This window comes from Parageobacillus thermantarcticus, from assembly GCF_900111865.1.
GTDB classification, from domain to species: domain Bacteria; phylum Bacillota; class Bacilli; order Bacillales; family Anoxybacillaceae; genus Parageobacillus; species Parageobacillus thermantarcticus.
Window position 1 is genome coordinate 1 of the sequence record NZ_FOJS01000029.1, and the last position, 16,613, is coordinate 16,613.

Annotated in this window: 17 protein-coding genes; 10 read left to right on the forward strand and 7 right to left on the reverse strand. The window is 44.2% G+C overall.

The window, feature by feature from the left end; all coding sequences use genetic code 11:
• Positions 1 to 296: 296 nt before the first annotated feature.
• Together pdaA and BM278_RS12730 are read right to left on the reverse strand one after the other, a co-directional pair.
• The gene (pdaA, locus tag BM278_RS12725) at positions 297 to 1,100 is read right to left on the reverse strand and encodes a delta-lactam-biosynthetic de-N-acetylase (protein ID WP_090950262.1); all 804 of its coding nucleotides are present in this window, start codon (positions 1,098 to 1,100) and stop codon (positions 297 to 299) included.
• Positions 1,101 to 1,251: 151 nt separating this feature from the next.
• Positions 1,252 to 2,799: a fumarate hydratase gene (locus BM278_RS12730; RefSeq protein WP_090950366.1), complete on the reverse strand. Its 1,548-nt coding sequence runs from the start codon at positions 2,797 to 2,799 to the stop codon at positions 1,252 to 1,254.
• Between the two features lie 406 nt (positions 2,800 to 3,205).
• On the opposite strand from BM278_RS12730, the gene yfkAB reads away from it, so the two are divergent.
• Entirely contained in the window at positions 3,206 to 4,330 is a 1,125-nt protein-coding gene (gene yfkAB, locus BM278_RS12735) for a radical SAM/CxCxxxxC motif protein YfkAB (RefSeq protein WP_090950266.1), read from the forward strand.
• Positions 4,331 to 4,399: 69 nt separating this feature from the next.
• Here yfkAB and BM278_RS12740 read toward each other — a convergent pair whose 3' ends face one another.
• Complete coding sequence (locus BM278_RS12740) at positions 4,400 to 5,188, reverse strand: YfkD famly protein (protein ID WP_090950268.1); 789 nt, start codon at positions 5,186 to 5,188, stop codon at positions 4,400 to 4,402.
• Between the two features lie 120 nt (positions 5,189 to 5,308).
• Positions 5,309 to 6,361 (reverse strand): calcium/proton exchanger, encoded by a 1,053-nt coding sequence (cax, locus tag BM278_RS12745; RefSeq protein ID WP_090950269.1) that lies wholly within the window; start codon positions 6,359 to 6,361, stop codon positions 5,309 to 5,311.
• A gap of 372 nt (positions 6,362 to 6,733) precedes the next feature.
• Between cax and BM278_RS12750 the strand changes: the two genes are divergently transcribed.
• Positions 6,734 to 7,876 (forward strand): MFS transporter, encoded by a 1,143-nt coding sequence (locus tag BM278_RS12750; RefSeq protein ID WP_244151163.1) that lies wholly within the window; start codon positions 6,734 to 6,736, stop codon positions 7,874 to 7,876.
• Positions 7,877 to 7,990: 114 nt separating this feature from the next.
• Complete coding sequence (locus tag BM278_RS12755; RefSeq protein WP_090950274.1) at positions 7,991 to 8,137, forward strand: BH0509 family protein; 147 nt, start codon at positions 7,991 to 7,993, stop codon at positions 8,135 to 8,137.
• A gap of 347 nt (positions 8,138 to 8,484) precedes the next feature.
• On the opposite strand, the gene BM278_RS12760 is transcribed toward BM278_RS12755, so the two are convergent.
• From BM278_RS12760 to BM278_RS12770, 3 genes are read right to left on the reverse strand one after another with little or no spacing between them, the layout of a single operon-like run.
• Positions 8,485 to 9,318 (reverse strand): YihY/virulence factor BrkB family protein, encoded by an 834-nt coding sequence (locus BM278_RS12760; RefSeq protein ID WP_090950277.1) that lies wholly within the window; start codon positions 9,316 to 9,318, stop codon positions 8,485 to 8,487.
• Positions 9,319 to 9,345: 27 nt separating this feature from the next.
• Entirely contained in the window at positions 9,346 to 9,609 is a 264-nt protein-coding gene (locus BM278_RS12765) for a YtxH domain-containing protein (protein ID WP_090950279.1), read from the reverse strand.
• Positions 9,610 to 10,101, reverse strand: a complete 492-nt coding sequence (locus BM278_RS12770; protein ID WP_090950282.1) for a low molecular weight protein-tyrosine-phosphatase — start codon at positions 10,099 to 10,101, stop codon at positions 9,610 to 9,612. It lies immediately after the preceding gene.
• Positions 10,102 to 10,494: 393 nt separating this feature from the next.
• Between BM278_RS12770 and BM278_RS12775 the strand changes: the two genes are divergently transcribed.
• From BM278_RS12775 to BM278_RS12805, 7 genes are all read left to right on the forward strand, one after another.
• The gene (locus BM278_RS12775) at positions 10,495 to 10,719 is read left to right on the forward strand and encodes a DUF1128 domain-containing protein (RefSeq protein WP_090950285.1); all 225 of its coding nucleotides are present in this window, start codon (positions 10,495 to 10,497) and stop codon (positions 10,717 to 10,719) included.
• Positions 10,720 to 11,111: 392 nt separating this feature from the next.
• Positions 11,112 to 11,819, forward strand: a complete 708-nt coding sequence (locus tag BM278_RS12780) for a phosphoadenylyl-sulfate reductase (protein WP_090950288.1) — start codon at positions 11,112 to 11,114, stop codon at positions 11,817 to 11,819.
• A gap of 14 nt (positions 11,820 to 11,833) precedes the next feature.
• A complete protein-coding gene (locus BM278_RS12785; RefSeq protein ID WP_090950369.1) occupies positions 11,834 to 12,910 on the forward strand; it encodes an inorganic phosphate transporter in 1,077 nt (358 codons plus the stop codon).
• A 49-nt stretch (positions 12,911 to 12,959) separates the two neighbouring features.
• The gene (sat, locus tag BM278_RS12790; RefSeq protein WP_090950291.1) at positions 12,960 to 14,120 is read left to right on the forward strand and encodes a sulfate adenylyltransferase; all 1,161 of its coding nucleotides are present in this window, start codon (positions 12,960 to 12,962) and stop codon (positions 14,118 to 14,120) included.
• Positions 14,121 to 14,133: 13 nt separating this feature from the next.
• The gene (gene cysC, locus BM278_RS12795; protein ID WP_090950293.1) at positions 14,134 to 14,751 is read left to right on the forward strand and encodes an adenylyl-sulfate kinase; all 618 of its coding nucleotides are present in this window, start codon (positions 14,134 to 14,136) and stop codon (positions 14,749 to 14,751) included.
• Complete coding sequence (locus tag BM278_RS12800; protein ID WP_090950296.1) at positions 14,741 to 16,372, forward strand: nitrite/sulfite reductase; 1,632 nt, start codon at positions 14,741 to 14,743, stop codon at positions 16,370 to 16,372. The genes cysC and BM278_RS12800 overlap by 11 nt, the downstream gene beginning before the upstream one ends.
• 12 nt (positions 16,373 to 16,384) lie before the next feature.
• A complete protein-coding gene (locus BM278_RS12805) occupies positions 16,385 to 16,603 on the forward strand; it encodes a DUF3906 family protein (protein ID WP_090950299.1) in 219 nt (72 codons plus the stop codon).
• The last annotated feature ends 10 nt before the right edge of the window (positions 16,604 to 16,613 follow it).

A 16,613-nucleotide genomic window follows, 5' to 3' on the forward strand; every position in this document is an offset into this window, starting at 1 on the left:
TCGGTGACTTGATTAATCTTCTTGTTTGAGATAGAATGCATGTATAGTCCTCCTTGGTATTCAAATTAGGGGTCAATTCACAGATTGACACCCCCGAATCATACCAAGAGGGCTTTTTTTATTCAAGTCCCCGAAAAAACTTCTAACAGGAATGCTCCTTTCATACAAAAATATAACAAACATCAATAATAAAATCGACATATTTTATTAAAAAATTTTAATATTTTATATCAATTTTAACATTTTATCAGACTATACCCGCATTATAACGAAAAATACCCCTTGGAACAAAACATTCAAGGGGCAAAAAGCAATGGAGGCAAATTCATTTTTTCGGTCATCAGATCATCAAGGCTTTTAAACGTGTAGCCTTGCTTGCGCAAATCGTCGATCACTTTCGCAAGCGCCTCTGCATTATCTTTCGAGACGGTATGAAGCAATAAAATCGCACCCGGATGAATTTGTTTCATAATGTTATCATATGCGTACTCCCACCCTTTTTGCTTGTCCGTCTGCCAATCAACAAACGCAAGTGACCAAAACACATGGTAATAACCAAGCTCGCGGGCGATCGCCATCGTCCGTTCACTGAAAATACCGCGTGGCGGACGAAGATACATCATTCCTTTCTGTCCTGTCAGTTCTTCCGTTTTTTTCCGAACCGATTCCAGCTCCTCCCGCAGCCGCTCATCGCTCACTTGCGTTAAATCAGGATGATGCCACGAGTGATTGCCGACAATATGCCCTTCTTTTGCCATTCGTTGCACTAAATCCGGCGCGGTGTTTAAATAGTGGCCTGTCACAAAAAATGTCGCCGGCACTCGTTTTTCTTTTAAAACATCTAAAATTTTCGCGGTATAACCGTTTTCGTAACCGTTATCAAACGTTAAATAAATTTCTTTTTTATTTGGATTTCCTAAATAAAACGCGTCATATTTGGCAAGCAGTTGATCCAGCTCTTTTCCCGCGGAAGGCGGCTTGTGGTTCTCGCTCCGTTTAAATCCCCAATGAATCGCTTTATTGCTTGTCGCTTCCACGGAAACAGGAACAAACGATAAAATGACGGCACATAAAAACAACCATATCGTCGCGTTTTTCACCGATTTTTCCTCCTTGTCGTGCTGCTAACCATTAGTTTTTTCCATCGCTTCCGCTTTAACCGTGCCATTTGTTGCATAAAAAATCACCGCCAGCACTAGGCTGACGGTGGTAACGAGAGCGTTTCTCGATATCTTCATCGATGGCGAACTTTTATTTGAAAACTGGTTCTTTAAATTGAGCGAGTTTTTCTAACGACGATTTCTCGACATCTTCGTGCAAGCTGTTGCCGTGTGAATCCATCGTGACGACGGCGGTGAAGTTTTCGACGCGCAAATGCCACATCGCTTCCGGAATACCAAACTCCAACAGATCGACGCCTTCTACCGATTTAATACAGTCCGCATAATATTGCGCCGCACCGCCGATCGCGTTCAAATAGACGCCGCCGTGTTCTTTTAAGGCTTGCAGCGTTTTTGCGCCCATGCCGCCTTTGCCGATGACCGCGCGGACGCCGAATTTTTTCATAATGTCGCCTTGGTACGGCTCCTCGCGAATGCTTGTCGTCGGGCCGGCCGCTTTCACTTGCCAATTGCCGTTCTCATCTTTCAGCATGACCGGGCCACAGTGGTAAATAATTTGTCCGTTCAGATCAACAGGCGCATCGTGGTCCATTAAATATTTATGAATCGCATCGCGGCCGGTATAAATGATTCCGTTAATGCGCACGACGTCGCCGACTTTCAACTGGCGAATCTGTTCTTCTGTAATCGGAGGTTCTAATACGACTTCACGAGTTTCGCCAAGCTGAGCGGCCGCCGACGTTTCGGCTTTCTCCAATTCTTTTGCAAAATCGACGTCTTCGCCTTCCTGATAGAGCCACTCCGTGATTTCGCCTGTTTCTGGGTCGATTTTGACGCCAAGGCGGCGGAACGCCCAGCAGTTATAAGCGACAGATACGAAAAAGCTTGCCGGGATGCGGTGCATCGCTCCAATTTTGCAGCCTAGCAGCGTCGATTCACCGCCGAATCCCATTGTGCCGATACCGAGTTTATTGGCATTTTCCATAATGTATTCTTCTAAGCGGCGAAGATCTTCGTTTGGATTGACATCGTCGACGGAACGGAAAAGCTGGTCTTTCGCCAGTTCATAGCCGGAAGCGCGGTCGCCGCCGATGCCGACGCCGATAAATCCGGCGCTGCAGCCTTGCCCTTGCGCTTGGTATACTGCATGCAAAATGCATTTGCGGATGCCATCTAAGTCGCGCCCGGCGCGGCCAAGCCCTTCCAGTTCACACGGCAAGCTGTATTGAATGTTTTTGTTTTCACAGCCGCCTCCTTTTAAAATAAGGCGCACATCAATGTAATCGTTTTCCCATTGTTCAAATTTAATAACAGGAACACCGACGCCAAGGTTGTCGCCGCTATTTTTTCCTGTCAACGAATCAACGGAGTTCGGACGAAGCTTCCCGTCTTTCGTCGCTTGAACGATCGCGGCATGAATCGCTTCTTTCATTTTTATTTGATTGGCGCCGACCGGCACTTTAATTTTGAACGTTGGCAATCCTGTGTCTTGGCAAATCGGCGATACGTTTTCCTCCGCCATTTTAATATTGCCGGCAATCGTCGTCAGCGCCATCGCCGCTCGCGTTCCCGCATTTTCCCGCGCTTTTGCACGAGCGATCGCCCGACGCACGTCTTTTGGCAGTTTCGTGGAAGTCTCCACGATAAGCTCATACATGCTTTGTTGGAATTTTTCCATGTTCAACGTTCAACGCCCCTTCCCCTTTGCTCGTCCTATGTATTACTATTTCGAATTGTCTTCCTATTCATTATAACGTTTTTCCACCTTTGTGTAAATTGAACCCCCTCCTGCCTCGCAGAAAAAGGAGGCTTCCATGTTCATTTGCTTCATCCGTATTTGTTACTTTCAAAAGTTTGCATCGTGCGTGCAAACGATCATACATATATGAAAAAATGTTGTCCGAACCTACCCGCTCATCGATAGTGGATGCGATTGCCCGTTGCGCATATGGTTAAAGCAATTGACAATTGCCGCGTTCGTTTTTCATAATAAACGATGACTGCATCAAAGATATTTCGGTCATTGAAAGCAAAACGTGTCCGAAATATTGTTAGTTTAGCTTACCAGAAAAGAGGAGAAACATATGGATTCATTTACACTTCAACCTATTACACCGTCGTTTGACCCATGGGAAGCGTATCTTGATATAGAAGAATACGGAAAACTGCAGTTGACAAACATCGAATTTACGACGACGACATTATGCAATATGCGTTGTGAACATTGTGCCGTCGGTTACACGTTGCAAACAAAAGACCCGGAAGCGCTCCCGCTTGATTTATTAATCAAGCGGCTGGAAGAAATCCCGCATTTACGCTCGTTAAGCATTACCGGCGGTGAGCCAATGTTGTCGTTGAAATCGGTGAACGACTATGTCGTACCGTTGTTGAAGTACGCCCATGAGCGAGGGGTGCGGACGCAGCTCAACTCAAACTTGACGCTTGAGCTAGACCGTTACGAAAAAATAATTCCATATTTGGATGTGCTGCATATTTCGCATAACTGGGGAACGATCGATGACTTTGTCGAAGGCGGATTCGCGATGATGGAACGCAAACCTAGCGTCGCGCAGCGTGAAAAATATTTCGAACGAATGATTGAAAACGCGAAAGCTTTGGCAAAAGCGGGAGTCATCGTCTCCGCAGAGACAATGCTAAACAAGCGGACCGTTCCGCACTTAGAAAAAATTCATCGCCAAGTCGTCGATGAAATGCATTGCAAACGCCATGAAGTGCATCCGATGTACCCTAGTGATTTTGCAAGCGCGCTCGAAACATTGAGCTTGGACGAATTGCGGCAGGCCATCCATCATCTTCTCGATATTCGCGATGAAAATGTTTGGATGTTGTTCGGGACGCTTCCGTTTTATCCATGTAGCGATAATGAAGAGGATTTAGCGCTGCTGAAACGGCTGTATTCCAGCAAAAACGTGACCGTCCGCAACGATCCGGATGGACGCTCCCGCTTAAACGTCAATATTTTTACAGGAGATATCATCGTGACAGACTTCGGCGATGAGCCGGCGCTCGGAAACATCCGTCATGACACGCTGTTAGAAGCATATGAAAGATGGCTAAGCTCCCCGCTCGCGCAACAGCTTAACTGTCATTGCCCATCTGTCCAATGCCTCGGACCGAACGTACTTGTGAAAAACGCCTATTATTCTGATGTTGATTTTACAAAACGAAAAGCGCGAATTAAAAAATAAAAAGAGGCTAACTTGTATATGGCAACACAGAAGAAGGGTGTCCACTACTTTTGGGACACCCTTCTTCTTTTACCGCGGTTGTTCGCTTGTGACGTATGCAAAATATAGACGGTCTTGCACAGGGATCCACGCGCCAATTCCCCTTGTTGTGACGTTTTTCACGACGATTTTCTTTTTATTCCCTTTCAGGACGACATACACTTCTCCATAAGTGACTTTTCCTTTTTCATTCACAGCAGGCGCATAAGCGTATAAATAGCCGAGCTTTTTCGCAGGCACCGCATATGGGTGATCTTTTTTCGTCCCAATCCCGACGACCGTGCTAAACGCTAACGGCAAATTCGTTTTTTTCATTGCCGCAGTCAGCATCATTTTTTGCACCGCTTCTTCATTTGGAATTTGCGCCGTTAAACCGCCGCGCACATGTTTTTGCGTCTCTTGTCTGTAATATAGCTTTTGTGGGGCATTGCCGCCGCGATTATCGAGAAAATTTGTGTTGATTTTTTGGTATTCCCAATTTGTCGACGTTTCTAGCGATTGATAATGGAGCGGCCATTGCCCTAAGTAAATCGTCGCCCTGTATCCAATGGCAAACGGCGTGCTTGAAACGGAAGATTCGTTAAGAAGCCGAATCAGTTCTGGATTCTCAATTTTTACGTTCGCCGAATTCAAGAGCTGTTTCGTAAATTTGCTTGGTTCCAAATACGGCAAATCTTGCGTCGGGTTTGGGTACGTATTTTCTTTCGCAATATCCACTACCGAGTTCGGTCCGACTTGTCTGGAAGTAGCATCAGCGGTGAAAGCAGTGGCATACACCATAAACATGCCAATAAAAAGGCAAATACTCCATTTTTTCATTAACGGTCGCTCCTTTCCATTACTACTTTCACCGTTATTTTTTTCAAAAAAATACCGTTTATCCACATCGAAAAAAATTTATGACAAAAAGGCTCTGCCTCATGGCAGAGCCTTTTTCGATCAAAGCAAATAAAAGCCAATTCCCATAATCGTATAAGCGGCGAGCAATGTCGCTCCTTCAAACCAGTTCGTATCCCCGTCATTGGAAAGCACGATCGTCAACAGTACAGATGTCGCCATCGCGATCAATTCCGGAAGCGAAAAAACGAGCGGCATTTTTTCTGGAAAGAGCAAAGAAACTAGAACAAGCACAGGCGCAACAAACATGGCGATTTGCAACGTTGAACCGATCGCGATTTCGACGGCGACATTCATTTTGTTTTTATATGCCATAATCACAGCCGAAGCGTGCTCCGCTGCGTTTCCAACGATGGCGACAATGATAATCCCGATAAACAATTCGCTCCATCCGAATGATTCCGCCACCGTTTCAAACGTATGGACAAGTCTCTCGGATATGTAAGCAACGGCGACGGTCGCCAGCGCCAAAATCAAAACCGATTTTCCTTTCGTCCATTCCGGTTCTTCGTGTTCTTCGACGACATCCGACTTTTGCTGATACACACCGCGATGGGTGACAAGCTTAAAGTATAACGCTGCCAAATATAAAACGATCATAATAATCGAAATGCCGACGCTAAGCGATAGTTTTTCTTGAGCCGACATGTTCATTGTAAACACTTCAGGGATCACAAATGCCACTAAAATTGCAAACGTAAGCAATCCCGCGTTATGGCGGGCGTCATATACATTGAATTCTTGCCGTTTATATTTAAGGCCGCCAACAAAAAACGATAAGCCAGCCACTAATAATAAGTTGCCAAGCACTGAACCGGTAAGTGAGGCAAGCACGACTTCCACAAGCCCCGCTTTTAATGCAAAAATAGAAATAATGAGCTCGACCGCGTTTCCGAACGTAGCATTGAGCAATCCCCCTATGCGAGGGCCGGCTACAATCGCCAAACTTTCCGTAGCGCGCCCCATATAGCTTGCTAAAGCAATAATCGTTAAACAATAAACAACAAACATCAAGACGGCAGGCCAATGAAGGAAACTGCCGATTACTGATAATGGAACTCCGATCGATACCATCAGCGCAAATACTTTATTCATCGTGATGACTCCACCTTTCCTAATCGGTTAAAAAAATTCTTTTTACCATCCTATATAACAAACGGTTCCGCTCGATATCGCTAGATGATATTGCATTAGACCCGTTTTTACAATAAATGAAGGAGACAAGCTAAGATTGTACAATTATATGGATGGAAGGAAATCCTTCCGTCCAATGAACTTGCATTTCCTTTTCACCCAAAATCCAAGCCTCCATCAAGCTTATGCTCCAACTTTTGGCAGCGAAAATCGCGGTCTTCTTCCGCTAATATTCCTAAATTTTATTATCCCTCCTCGTTCTGCTTGCCTTGCGCATATAAACTATGTACCATGTTAAACGAACGCCATTTTCGGAAACGAGGTATAAAAGCGATGCGCTTTTGGATTTTAATCAGCATTGTCGCCATTTCCGGTTTATCGCAAGGGATGTTGCTGCCACTGCTTTCGATGTTGCTTGAAAAACATGGAGCTTCTTCTTCCATAAACGGCATGCACGCCACGGCGCTGTATATCGGCGTCCTATTGATTTCGCCGTTTTTGGAAAAACCGCTCCGTCAATATGGATACAAACCTATGATTATCCTTGGTGGTTTTATTGTAATATCATCACTCGCCTTATTTCCAGCTTTTCACTCGTTTTTGTTTTGGTTTTTCCTGCGCCTTTGCATCGGAATCGGCGACCATATGCTCCATTTTGCGACACAAACGTGGATTACCGACTTTTCTCCGTCACACCGGCGAGGCCGCAATTTGTCATTATACGGACTGTCTTTCGGCATCGGATTTTCAGCTGGTCCGCTGTTAGCGTCACTCATTCAATTCAAGGAATCGTTGCCGTTTTTTTTATCATCGTTGCTTAGCCTTATCGGCTGGTGTAGCGTCTTTTTTCTGCAAAACGAACGGCCGAAAGAAAGCGAACAATCCAGTTCGGCGCGCACGTTCGATCGCTTTGTTCATGCATGGAAATATGCGTGGGTTGCTTTATTGCTGCCGTTCACTTACGGCTTTTTAGAAGCGGCGATTCATGCCATTTTCCCTGTTTACGCTTTGCGGGAGCATATTGTGATAGAACATGTGGCATTTATTTTACCAGCTTTTTCACTCGGCGGCATCCTCTTTCAGTTGCCGCTTGGATTATTAAGCGATCGTTTGGAGCGAAAACGAGTTATTGCCGGCGCTTTATTGATCGGAAGCGTCAGTTTTTTTGGAGCTTATTTATTCCGCCACTTCCTTGTTGGCCTTGCTGTTTGTTTCTTTATTGCCGGCATGTTTGTCGGTTCTCTGTTTTCACTCGGCATTACGTATATGGCGGATTTGCTACCAAAACATCTTCTTGCCTCCGGAAACTTGCTATGCGGCATGCTGTACAGCATCGGCAGCATGATCGGCCCGTTTGTTAACGGTTTAGCAATCGAATATGGCACGAACAATAACTTTTTCTTTACAATCAGCGCCATTCTTTTCCTTTCCTTTTTGCTATTGCTATCGAACAGAAAAAAGAAGGTCACCCATTGATGACCTTCTTTTTTGTTTATTTTCAAAAAATTATTGACCTTTTCCTTTTGTCTGTTATATAATAATGGCAACAATTAATTAATCTGTTTTAAAACAGAGGGAGGGCAATAATCAATGATTAGAGCGGAACGAAAAAACATGATTGAGTTTATTGAAAAAGTAAGAGGAATCTCCAGAGATCAACTTGCTTATATGACAGACGCGGAAATTGAATATATTTACGAGCTGTATTACCACAATCATGAAGAAATCGCCGAATAAAGATGAAATCCAAGAAGTTGTGTAAAAAAGCGGACACAAAGCGGTTCTATTTTCCAGAGACATCAATTCACTACACTGGGAGTCGGATTTTACACAAACATTAGGACTTGGTCCAAATAAAAGGACTGCCGTATGACAGTCCTTTCTTTTTTCTTTTTAATGGTACCCGTTTTGGCCATTCGCGCTGCCGCTCGTTTTATGCTTCGGCTTGTTTTTTCCTTTTTGCTTTGTGCCTCCATCTTTTTTTGTATGTTTCGTCATTGCGATCCCCCTCTCATTTCAGCAATCCCTTTACAATGGTTACTATTTCTCCGCTTTCGCCGCTTATGAGAGGAAGTTTATGCATATTAACGTTCGCGCTTTCTCCCTTCTCGTTCACAATCAAAAATCGCGTTCATCTCACCGCCCAAAACGATAATCATTCCGGATAAATAAAACCAAACCATTAAAATAATCATCCCGCCGAGACTTCCATACATCGCTGCATAATTAGCAAGATGGTTGACGTAGTAGGAAAAAGCAAGTGAGGTGATAATCCAGCCAATTGTCGCAAAAATGGCTCCGCGAATAACGTTTGCACAACGCAATTTTTTATTTGGGGCAAAATAATACAATACGGTAAACACAACAAATAAAATCAACGAACTAATCACCCAGCGCATCGCGTTCCAAATCGTTAAAAACGTCGCGGAAAAACCAAACGCGGAAAATAAAAACAGCCCTATCATTTTGCCGAATACAGGCAAAACTAAAGCGATGATGATGACAAAAATCATTCCGATCGTAAGCAGCACAGACATTCCCCGCGCAACAAGAAAAGGACGATTTTCCACGACATCGTAAGCGCGGTTGAACGCCCGGACGATCGCGTTCATTCCATGCGAAGCGGACCAAATCGCACCGATAATACTAAGCGACAACAATCTTCCGTTTTGCTCATCCATCGCCCGATGAACGTTTGCCTCAATTAAATGAATAGCTTCCTTTGGGGCGTACTGGCGGATGATGGACAGAAGATCTTCGTGTGGAATCGGCAAATACGCAAGCAATGTAATTAAAAAAAGAAGAAATGGAAATAGGGAAAGAAGAAAATAGTAAGCCAATTCCGCGGACAGTCGGGGGATCTCATCCTTTTGAAAACGCCGCGCCATTTCACGAATAAACGTTAAATCGATCATCATGCATCGTTTCCCTCTTCATCATTTTAATTAGGGGCGATCATCTTTTTTCCGGTTATATACTTCTTTTACGATTTCAATCACTTCCGGAGTCTTTTCCACAATGTCTTTTACTTTTTCCATCATAAACTCGACATCTTCTGCCATTTCTTCTACTGACCGCCGCCATTGTTTCAGTCTCACCGGCAATGAAAGACGGCTTTGTTTTTCACCATTTTTGCTCAATAATGAAAACGCAGCACCTACTGCCGCTCCAATTAATATATTTTTCCATATACTCCCTTTTCCTTTCACTTATTTTTCCTCCTTTTTTTCACAAAGATTTTTCTCTTTTATAATTGTGTCTAATAAATGTTCACACCCTTTTTGAATGAGGTCATATACTTCCGCAAAATTTCCCGTGTAATACGGATCAGGCACATCCACAATCTCGCTATCTGGAACAAAATCAAGCAGCCGGCCGATAAACCCCGTTTGATCGTATCCGGCCAATCGCCGCAAATTGCCGACATTTTCCGCATCCATCGCAATAATGTAATCAAACTCGCGCAAATCCTCTTTGCAAATTTGCCGCGCGCGAATTCCCGAAAAATCGATCTGATTTTTCCTTAATATTGTCTGTGTCCCTTCGTGAGGCGGTTCTCCCACATGCCAATTTCCTGTTCCCGCCGAATCCACGATAATTTCCCCTTCCAATCCCCTCTCTTTTACTAAATGACGAAAAATCGCCTCCGCCATCGGAGAGCGGCAAATATTCCCCAAACAAACGAACAATACCTTTACCATGTTTCACGTCTCCCTTCGATCTTATTAATTAAACTATTATTGTTAATTATGTATTATATTTACATCATGATGAACAATCGCCTTTACATAAAAGCGGAGCAATATACAAAGGATACGCTGGATCATGAAACTGCGTTCTTCATCCGCTAATTACATTATAAGACAAGAGATGATAAATGATAACGAATCGATTCGATATAATGCGTTTTGTTTTCCAAGTTCGCCCGTCGAAGAGCGAAATTTATAATCATCATTTACTAGGCAACATGCGATTCATACAACAATATGGCGATAATGCTTGGCGGATTGTCAAAAAAGATTGCCAAACTTATTTTCGTATAATCCATAACCTGTTACAATACATATAACGTTTACAAAGGAAGGAGCAAAAAAATGGATCTGTCCAAAAAATCAGCCGAAAACGTGAAGTACATGATCGAAAAAATAAAAGAAAAGCTAAAAGTCTTAAATTTTGACGCGATTAAGCCTTCCCATTTTTCTGAAGAATGGTATGATGAGCTAAAAGAAATTTACGAAATGGTGATGAGAAAAAACACGTTTAGCCCAAGCGAGATGCAGGCGATTGCCGAAGAATTAGGAAACTTGCGCAAAAAATAAACATACGCAATAAGAAAAGGCGGAACGATAATCCGTCCTTTTTTCTTTCCTATCTTCATTTATTTTTTACTGTGCTATAATCATTAAAATAATTAATTCCTATCGAAAAACTAGGATTGACTTTTGCGTGAATTATGCTAAAATTTTAAGCAATTGAAACTTATCAAACTTGATGAAAAGAACGGATTCTGTGAATTCCAGCATCCTTCTTTTGCAAAGCAAAGGATCATTTCCAATTTTGCAAAATAAGGGGAAACATGCGGCCTTTTCGCTCTTTCCAACGAAGGAGCGTTTCGTGTTTCACGCTTCTTTCATCGAAAATGTCCTCCTGCTTTTAGGACGATAAACCTATTAATCTGCTTTACTTTATTAAGTTAAAAAGGAGGAGCAACATGCTGACTTATCAAACATGGGAAAACCATGAAAAGCCTTCGTTCCCGCACGATAATGAAACAAAAGGGGCGCTCGATGTTCTTGCATGGGCGTACAGTGAATACAAAGATGATATTGTTTACGCCTGCAGCTTTGGAGTGGAAGGAATTGTTTTGATTGATTTAATTTCCAAAGTCAAACAAGATGCGGAAATCGTGTTTCTCGATACATGTCTCCATTTTCGCGAGACATATGAAACGATCGAAAAAGTCAAAGAAAAATATCCTTCCCTGCGCATTGTCATGAAAAAACCGAGTTTATCGCTAGAAGAACAAGCGCGGCAGTTTGGGGATGAACTATGGAAGCACAATCCAAACAAATGCTGCGAGTTGCGGAAAGTCATTCCCCTTCGCGAAGTGTTAACAGGGGTCACCGCTTGGATTTCCGGGTTGCGCCGCGAACAATCGCCGACACGCAAACATGTGGAATATATAAACAAAGATGACAAATTCCAATCCATTAAAATATGCCCGCTTATTCATTGGACATGGAAAGATGTATGGAATTACGTATATAAACACCAACTCCCATACAACGTGCTTCATGACCGCGGCTATCCAAGCATTGGCTGCGAACCTTGCACGTCTCCTGCGCTCGACCCGAACGATTTGCGCTCCGGCAGATGGGTCGGTCACGGGAAAACGGAATGCGGGCTTCACATCACATAAGGAGAGACATGATGATGCTCCTAATAGTTGCTTTTATCGTCTCTTTCTTCTTTGCAATGAACATCGGAGCAAGCGGAGCTGCTGCCGCGATGGGAGTCGCATACGGCTCAGGCGCCATCAAACGCCAATCAACCGCCCTTCTTCTGTGCGGATTCGGGGTGTTTCTAGGCAGCCTTGGCGGCGGCGAAGTTGTCAAAACGATCGGATCCGGAATCATACCATCATCGACATTGACGATTCAAATTGTCGTCATTATTTTAACGGCGGCGACTATTTCGCTATTTGCCGCTAACATCATGGGCATTCCGCTATCAACGAGCGAAATTACGGTCGGTGCCGTCGTCGGTGTTGGCATCGCCTATCAAGCGGTATACTTTCATAAATTGCTGTTTATCGTTTCGATATGGATTATCATTCCGGTTATCGCCTTTGTTTTCACGTTTTTTATCGGCAAATGGTTTTTGGCGCTAAAACAAAAATACCCGCAACTAGAACAAGGTTCATGGCAAAAAACGTTTATGACGCTTCTCATCATTACCGGCTTTTTCGAAGCGTTCTCAGCCGGAATGAACAACGTCGCTAACGCAGTCGGCCCGCTTGTCGGCGCCGGATTGATTTCTGTTTCGCACGCGACCGTTTTCGGTGGATTGTTCGTTGCTCTTGGCGCTGTTTTGCTTGGAAGACGCGTCTTAGAAACAAACGGAAAGAAAATTACGAACTTTTCTCCGTTTGAAGGCAGCGCCATTTCCGGAACTGGAGCGATTCTCGTCATTATTTCATCGATTTTTGGATTGCCGGTTCCGTTAACGCAAATTACGACATCAGCGATCATCGGCATCGGCACCGCAAAAAGCGGCTTTTACATCTGGCAAAAGCGAATTGTTATCCAGCTTTTGAAAGTTTGGTTCGTATCGCCGATTTTTTCGCTCGTCATTTCTTATAGCCTTGTCAAGTTGCTTCTTGACAGCGATCTTTATACAATTATAGCTATTCTCAGCGTTTGCCTTGCCACCCTTGGCATCATCATCCTGAAAAAAACAATCGCCGAAGAAAAGCGATCATTGCACGAAAACGGCGGTGGCATTCAATGATAAATCATAGTTTTCCCATATGAATATTGCTTCTAGGAGGTTATGAATCATGAACTTAAGCATTCCACACGGAGGAACATTGATCAATCGCTGGAATCCCGACTATCCATTGGATGGATTGACAAAAGAGATTGAACTGACAAATGCCGAGTTAAGCGATTTAGAATTGATCGGCACAGGAGCCTACAGCCCGCTTACTGGATTTTTGACAAAAGATGATTATGACTCCGTCGTTGAAACGATGCGCTTATCCGACGGTACGGTATGGAGCATTCCAATTACTCTCGCCGTCACGGAAGAAAAAGCAAAAGAGCTTTCCGTCGGCGAAACGGCAAAACTTGTCCACAACGGGGAAGTATATGGAGTAATTGAAATTCAAGAAATCTATCAACCTGATAAAACAAAAGAAGCCGTTCTCGTTTATAAAACGGATGAACTGGCCCATCCTGGCGTACGGAAACTGTTTGAAAAACCTAACGTCTACGTGGGCGGACCAATTACATTAGTAAAACGCACCGATAAAGGGCGCTTCGCTCCATTCTATTTCGATCCAGCCGAAACACGCCGCCGTTTTTCCGAACTTGGCTGGAAAACCGTTGTTGGTTTCCAAACGAGAAACCCGATTCACCGCGCTCATGAATATATCCAAAAATGCGCGCTTGAAATCGTTGATGGACTATTTTTAAATCCGCTCGTCGGCGAAACGAAAGCGGACGATATTCCGGCGGACATTCGCATGGAAAGCTATCAAGTATTGCTAGAAAACTATTATCCGAAAGACCGTGTTTTCTTAGGCGTGTTCCAAGCAGCGATGCGCTATGCTGGACCGCGTGAAGCGATTTTCCACGCGATGGTGCGCAAAAACTTCGGCTGCACCCACTTCATCGTCGGACGCGATCACGCCGGTGTCGGCAACTATTACGGCACGTATGATGCGCAAAAAATCTTTTTGAATTTCACTGCGGAAGAACTTGGCATTACGCCGCTGTTTTTCGAACATAGCTTTTATTGCACGAAATGCGAAGGCATGGCATCGACGAAAACGTGTCCGCATGATTCAAAATATCATGTTGTATTATCCGGCACAAAAGTGCGGGAAATGCTACGCAACGGACAAGTGCCGCCAAGCACGTTCAGCCGTCCGGAAGTAGCTGCAGTATTAATTAAAGGATTACAGCAGCGCGAAGCTGTATCTCAATCTACACGCTAAAGGAGGAACGAGATTGAGCACGAACATCGTTTGGCATCAAGCGTCGGTCACGAAAGAAGACCGCCGCAAACGAAACGGGCATCATAGCTGCATTTTATGGTTTACCGGGCTTTCCGGCTCCGGTAAATCGACGGTTGCAAACGCCGTATCAAAAAAGCTATTTGACCTTTGCGTGCAAAACTATGTATTAGACGGAGACAACATCCGCCATGGTCTCAATAAAGATCTCGGCTTTTCCGCCGAAGACCGCACCGAAAATATTCGCCGCATCGGCGAAGTCGCCAAGTTGTTTGTCGACAGCGGCCAATTCGTCCTAACAGCTTTTATTTCTCCTTTCGCACAAGATCGCGAACTTGTGCGCAATTTAGTAGAAAAAGACGAGTTTATCGAAATTTATGTGAAATGCCCGCTAGAAGAGTGTGAAAGACGCGATCCAAAAGGGCTGTATAAAAAAGCGAGAAACGGCGAAATCCGCAATTTCACCGGCATCGATTCTCCATATGAAGCGCCTGTTTCTCCGGAACTGACGATTGAAACGCATCGTTACACGATAGACGAATGCGCCAATCAAGTGATTGCCTATTTGCGCGAGCGAAATTTTATAAAGGGGGAATCTGAAAATGGCGTATGAAAAAGTATGGGCAAATAATCCAAATTTAAACAAAGTGGAATTAAAAAAGCTAAAAAAAGACGGATTGAAAATTTTTGATGATATTCCTTATTATGCAAAACACGGATTCTCTTCGATCCCGCAAGAAGAATGGGATCTTTTCAAATGGGCGGGGCTTTACCTGCAGCGTCCGAAAGAAGCCGGCTATTTTATGATGCGCGTTTGCGTTCCTTCCGGGATTTTGAATAACGAGCAACTCGAAACGCTAGCAGGCATCGCCCGCGATTACGGACGCGGTTTGTTTGACATTACAACCCGTCAATCCGTTCAATTCCATTGGCTGCAAATCGAACAAATTCCTGATATTTTTGATCGTCTAAAACGGGTTGGATTGTCTACTGCTGGTGCTTGCGGCGATATCACCCGCAATATCGTCGGCAACCCGCTTGCCGGCATCGATCCGGACGAACTGTTTGACACGAGAGAAATCGTCCGCGAAGTATATGAATTTTTCCAACGCAATGAAGATTTCTCCAACTTGCCGCGCAAATACAAAATTTCGATCAGCGCAAACGTCTATAATACGGTTAACGCGGAAATCCATTGCTTGTCGTTTACGCCGGCGAAAAAAGTGATCGACGGCAAAGAAGTACTCGGATTCCACGTGAAAGTCGGCGGCGGTTTATCGTCTGCACCATATCTTGCGCAAACGCTAGATGTGTTCGTTACGCCAGACCGGGTGAAAGACGTCGCTGTCGCGGTTACAACGATTTTCCGTGACTACGGCTATCGCGAAAAACGCCATCGCGCCCGTCTCAAATTCCTTGTTGCCGACTGGGGCATCGATAAATTTAAAGAAAAATTAATCGAACTGACTGGCCCGCTTCCATCTAAAGGGGAAGATGTGCAAAAAGGCTGGAACCCTGGCTACTTCTATGGCGTCCATCGCCAAAAACAAGAAGGATTAAACTACATCGGCTTTAACGTTCCATTAGGCCGCTTAAGCGCGGATGAAGTATTCGAAATCGCAAGAATCGCTCGCCAATATGGCAACGGCGAAGTCCGTACTTGCAATTCGCAAAACTTAATTATTCCAAATATCCCAGATGAACACGTTGACGCTGTGTTGCAAGAGAAAGTATTCGAGCGGATTTCCATTCGTCCGAAAACATTTACTGGCTACGCTGTTTCTTGCACCGGCACTGAATTTTGCAATTTGGCGCTCGTCGAAACGAAAGAACGGATGCGGCGCGTCGCGGAATATTTAGACGAACGTTTGGAATTGGACGTTCCAGTACGCATTCATATGGTCGGTTGTCCAAACTCATGCGGCCAACGGCAAATCGCCGATATCGGCTTACAAGGCATTAAAACAAAAACAAAAGACAGAGGCATGATCGAGGCGTTTGAAATTTACGTCGGCGGCACATTGCTTAATGGCGGCAAATACAACCAAAATCAAAAATTAAAAGGAAAAATCGACGCAGAACAAATTTCCGAAGTGCTTTTGCATCTATTAACCTATTTCAAAGAAACAAAATTGCCGGGCGAAACGTTCTTGGCTTATTTGGACCGCGTCGGAATAGAAGCGCTGCAAACAGAGTTAGACCGGATTTTGGCGCAAGTCAACACGGTGGCGTAAAAGGTGGCGGCAATGTTTCTGTACCGGTTTGAAGTAACAACGAAAACAGAAATCATTTATGTCGTCATTGCCGCAAACGATGATGAACAGGCATTTCACCTCGTCGAAGTCGAATTGGAAAAACATTTCTTTAAAGTTCCCGATTATACAGATATCTCACTTCACGAGAAAAAACCGATTCGTCGCGGCGGCGGGTTCGTTGTATACAGCGAACCCCGCCGTTCTTCATAAAAACACGAGA

Coding starts and splice junctions, on each gene's coding strand:
- sat (WP_090950291.1), top strand. CDS start 12,960: ATGAACTTAAGCATTCCACACGGAGGAACATTGATCAATCGCTGGAAT.
- BM278_RS12800 (WP_090950296.1), top strand. CDS start 14,741: ATGGCGTATGAAAAAGTATGGGCAAATAATCCAAATTTAAACAAAGTG.
- BM278_RS12780 (WP_090950288.1), top strand. CDS start 11,112: ATGCTGACTTATCAAACATGGGAAAACCATGAAAAGCCTTCGTTCCCG.
- BM278_RS12740 (WP_090950268.1), bottom strand. CDS start 5,188: ATGAAAAAATGGAGTATTTGCCTTTTTATTGGCATGTTTATGGTGTAT.
- BM278_RS12805 (WP_090950299.1), top strand. CDS start 16,385: ATGTTTCTGTACCGGTTTGAAGTAACAACGAAAACAGAAATCATTTAT.
- BM278_RS12775 (WP_090950285.1), top strand. CDS start 10,495: ATGGATCTGTCCAAAAAATCAGCCGAAAACGTGAAGTACATGATCGAA.
- BM278_RS12770 (WP_090950282.1), bottom strand. CDS start 10,101: ATGGTAAAGGTATTGTTCGTTTGTTTGGGGAATATTTGCCGCTCTCCG.
- BM278_RS12730 (WP_090950366.1), bottom strand. CDS start 2,799: ATGGAAAAATTCCAACAAAGCATGTATGAGCTTATCGTGGAGACTTCC.
- BM278_RS12785 (WP_090950369.1), top strand. CDS start 11,834: ATGCTCCTAATAGTTGCTTTTATCGTCTCTTTCTTCTTTGCAATGAAC.
- BM278_RS12755 (WP_090950274.1), top strand. CDS start 7,991: ATGATTAGAGCGGAACGAAAAAACATGATTGAGTTTATTGAAAAAGTA.
- yfkAB (WP_090950266.1), top strand. CDS start 3,206: ATGGATTCATTTACACTTCAACCTATTACACCGTCGTTTGACCCATGG.
- BM278_RS12760 (WP_090950277.1), bottom strand. CDS start 9,318: ATGATGATCGATTTAACGTTTATTCGTGAAATGGCGCGGCGTTTTCAA.
- BM278_RS12750 (WP_244151163.1), top strand. CDS start 6,734: ATGCGCTTTTGGATTTTAATCAGCATTGTCGCCATTTCCGGTTTATCG.
- cax (WP_090950269.1), bottom strand. CDS start 6,361: ATGAATAAAGTATTTGCGCTGATGGTATCGATCGGAGTTCCATTATCA.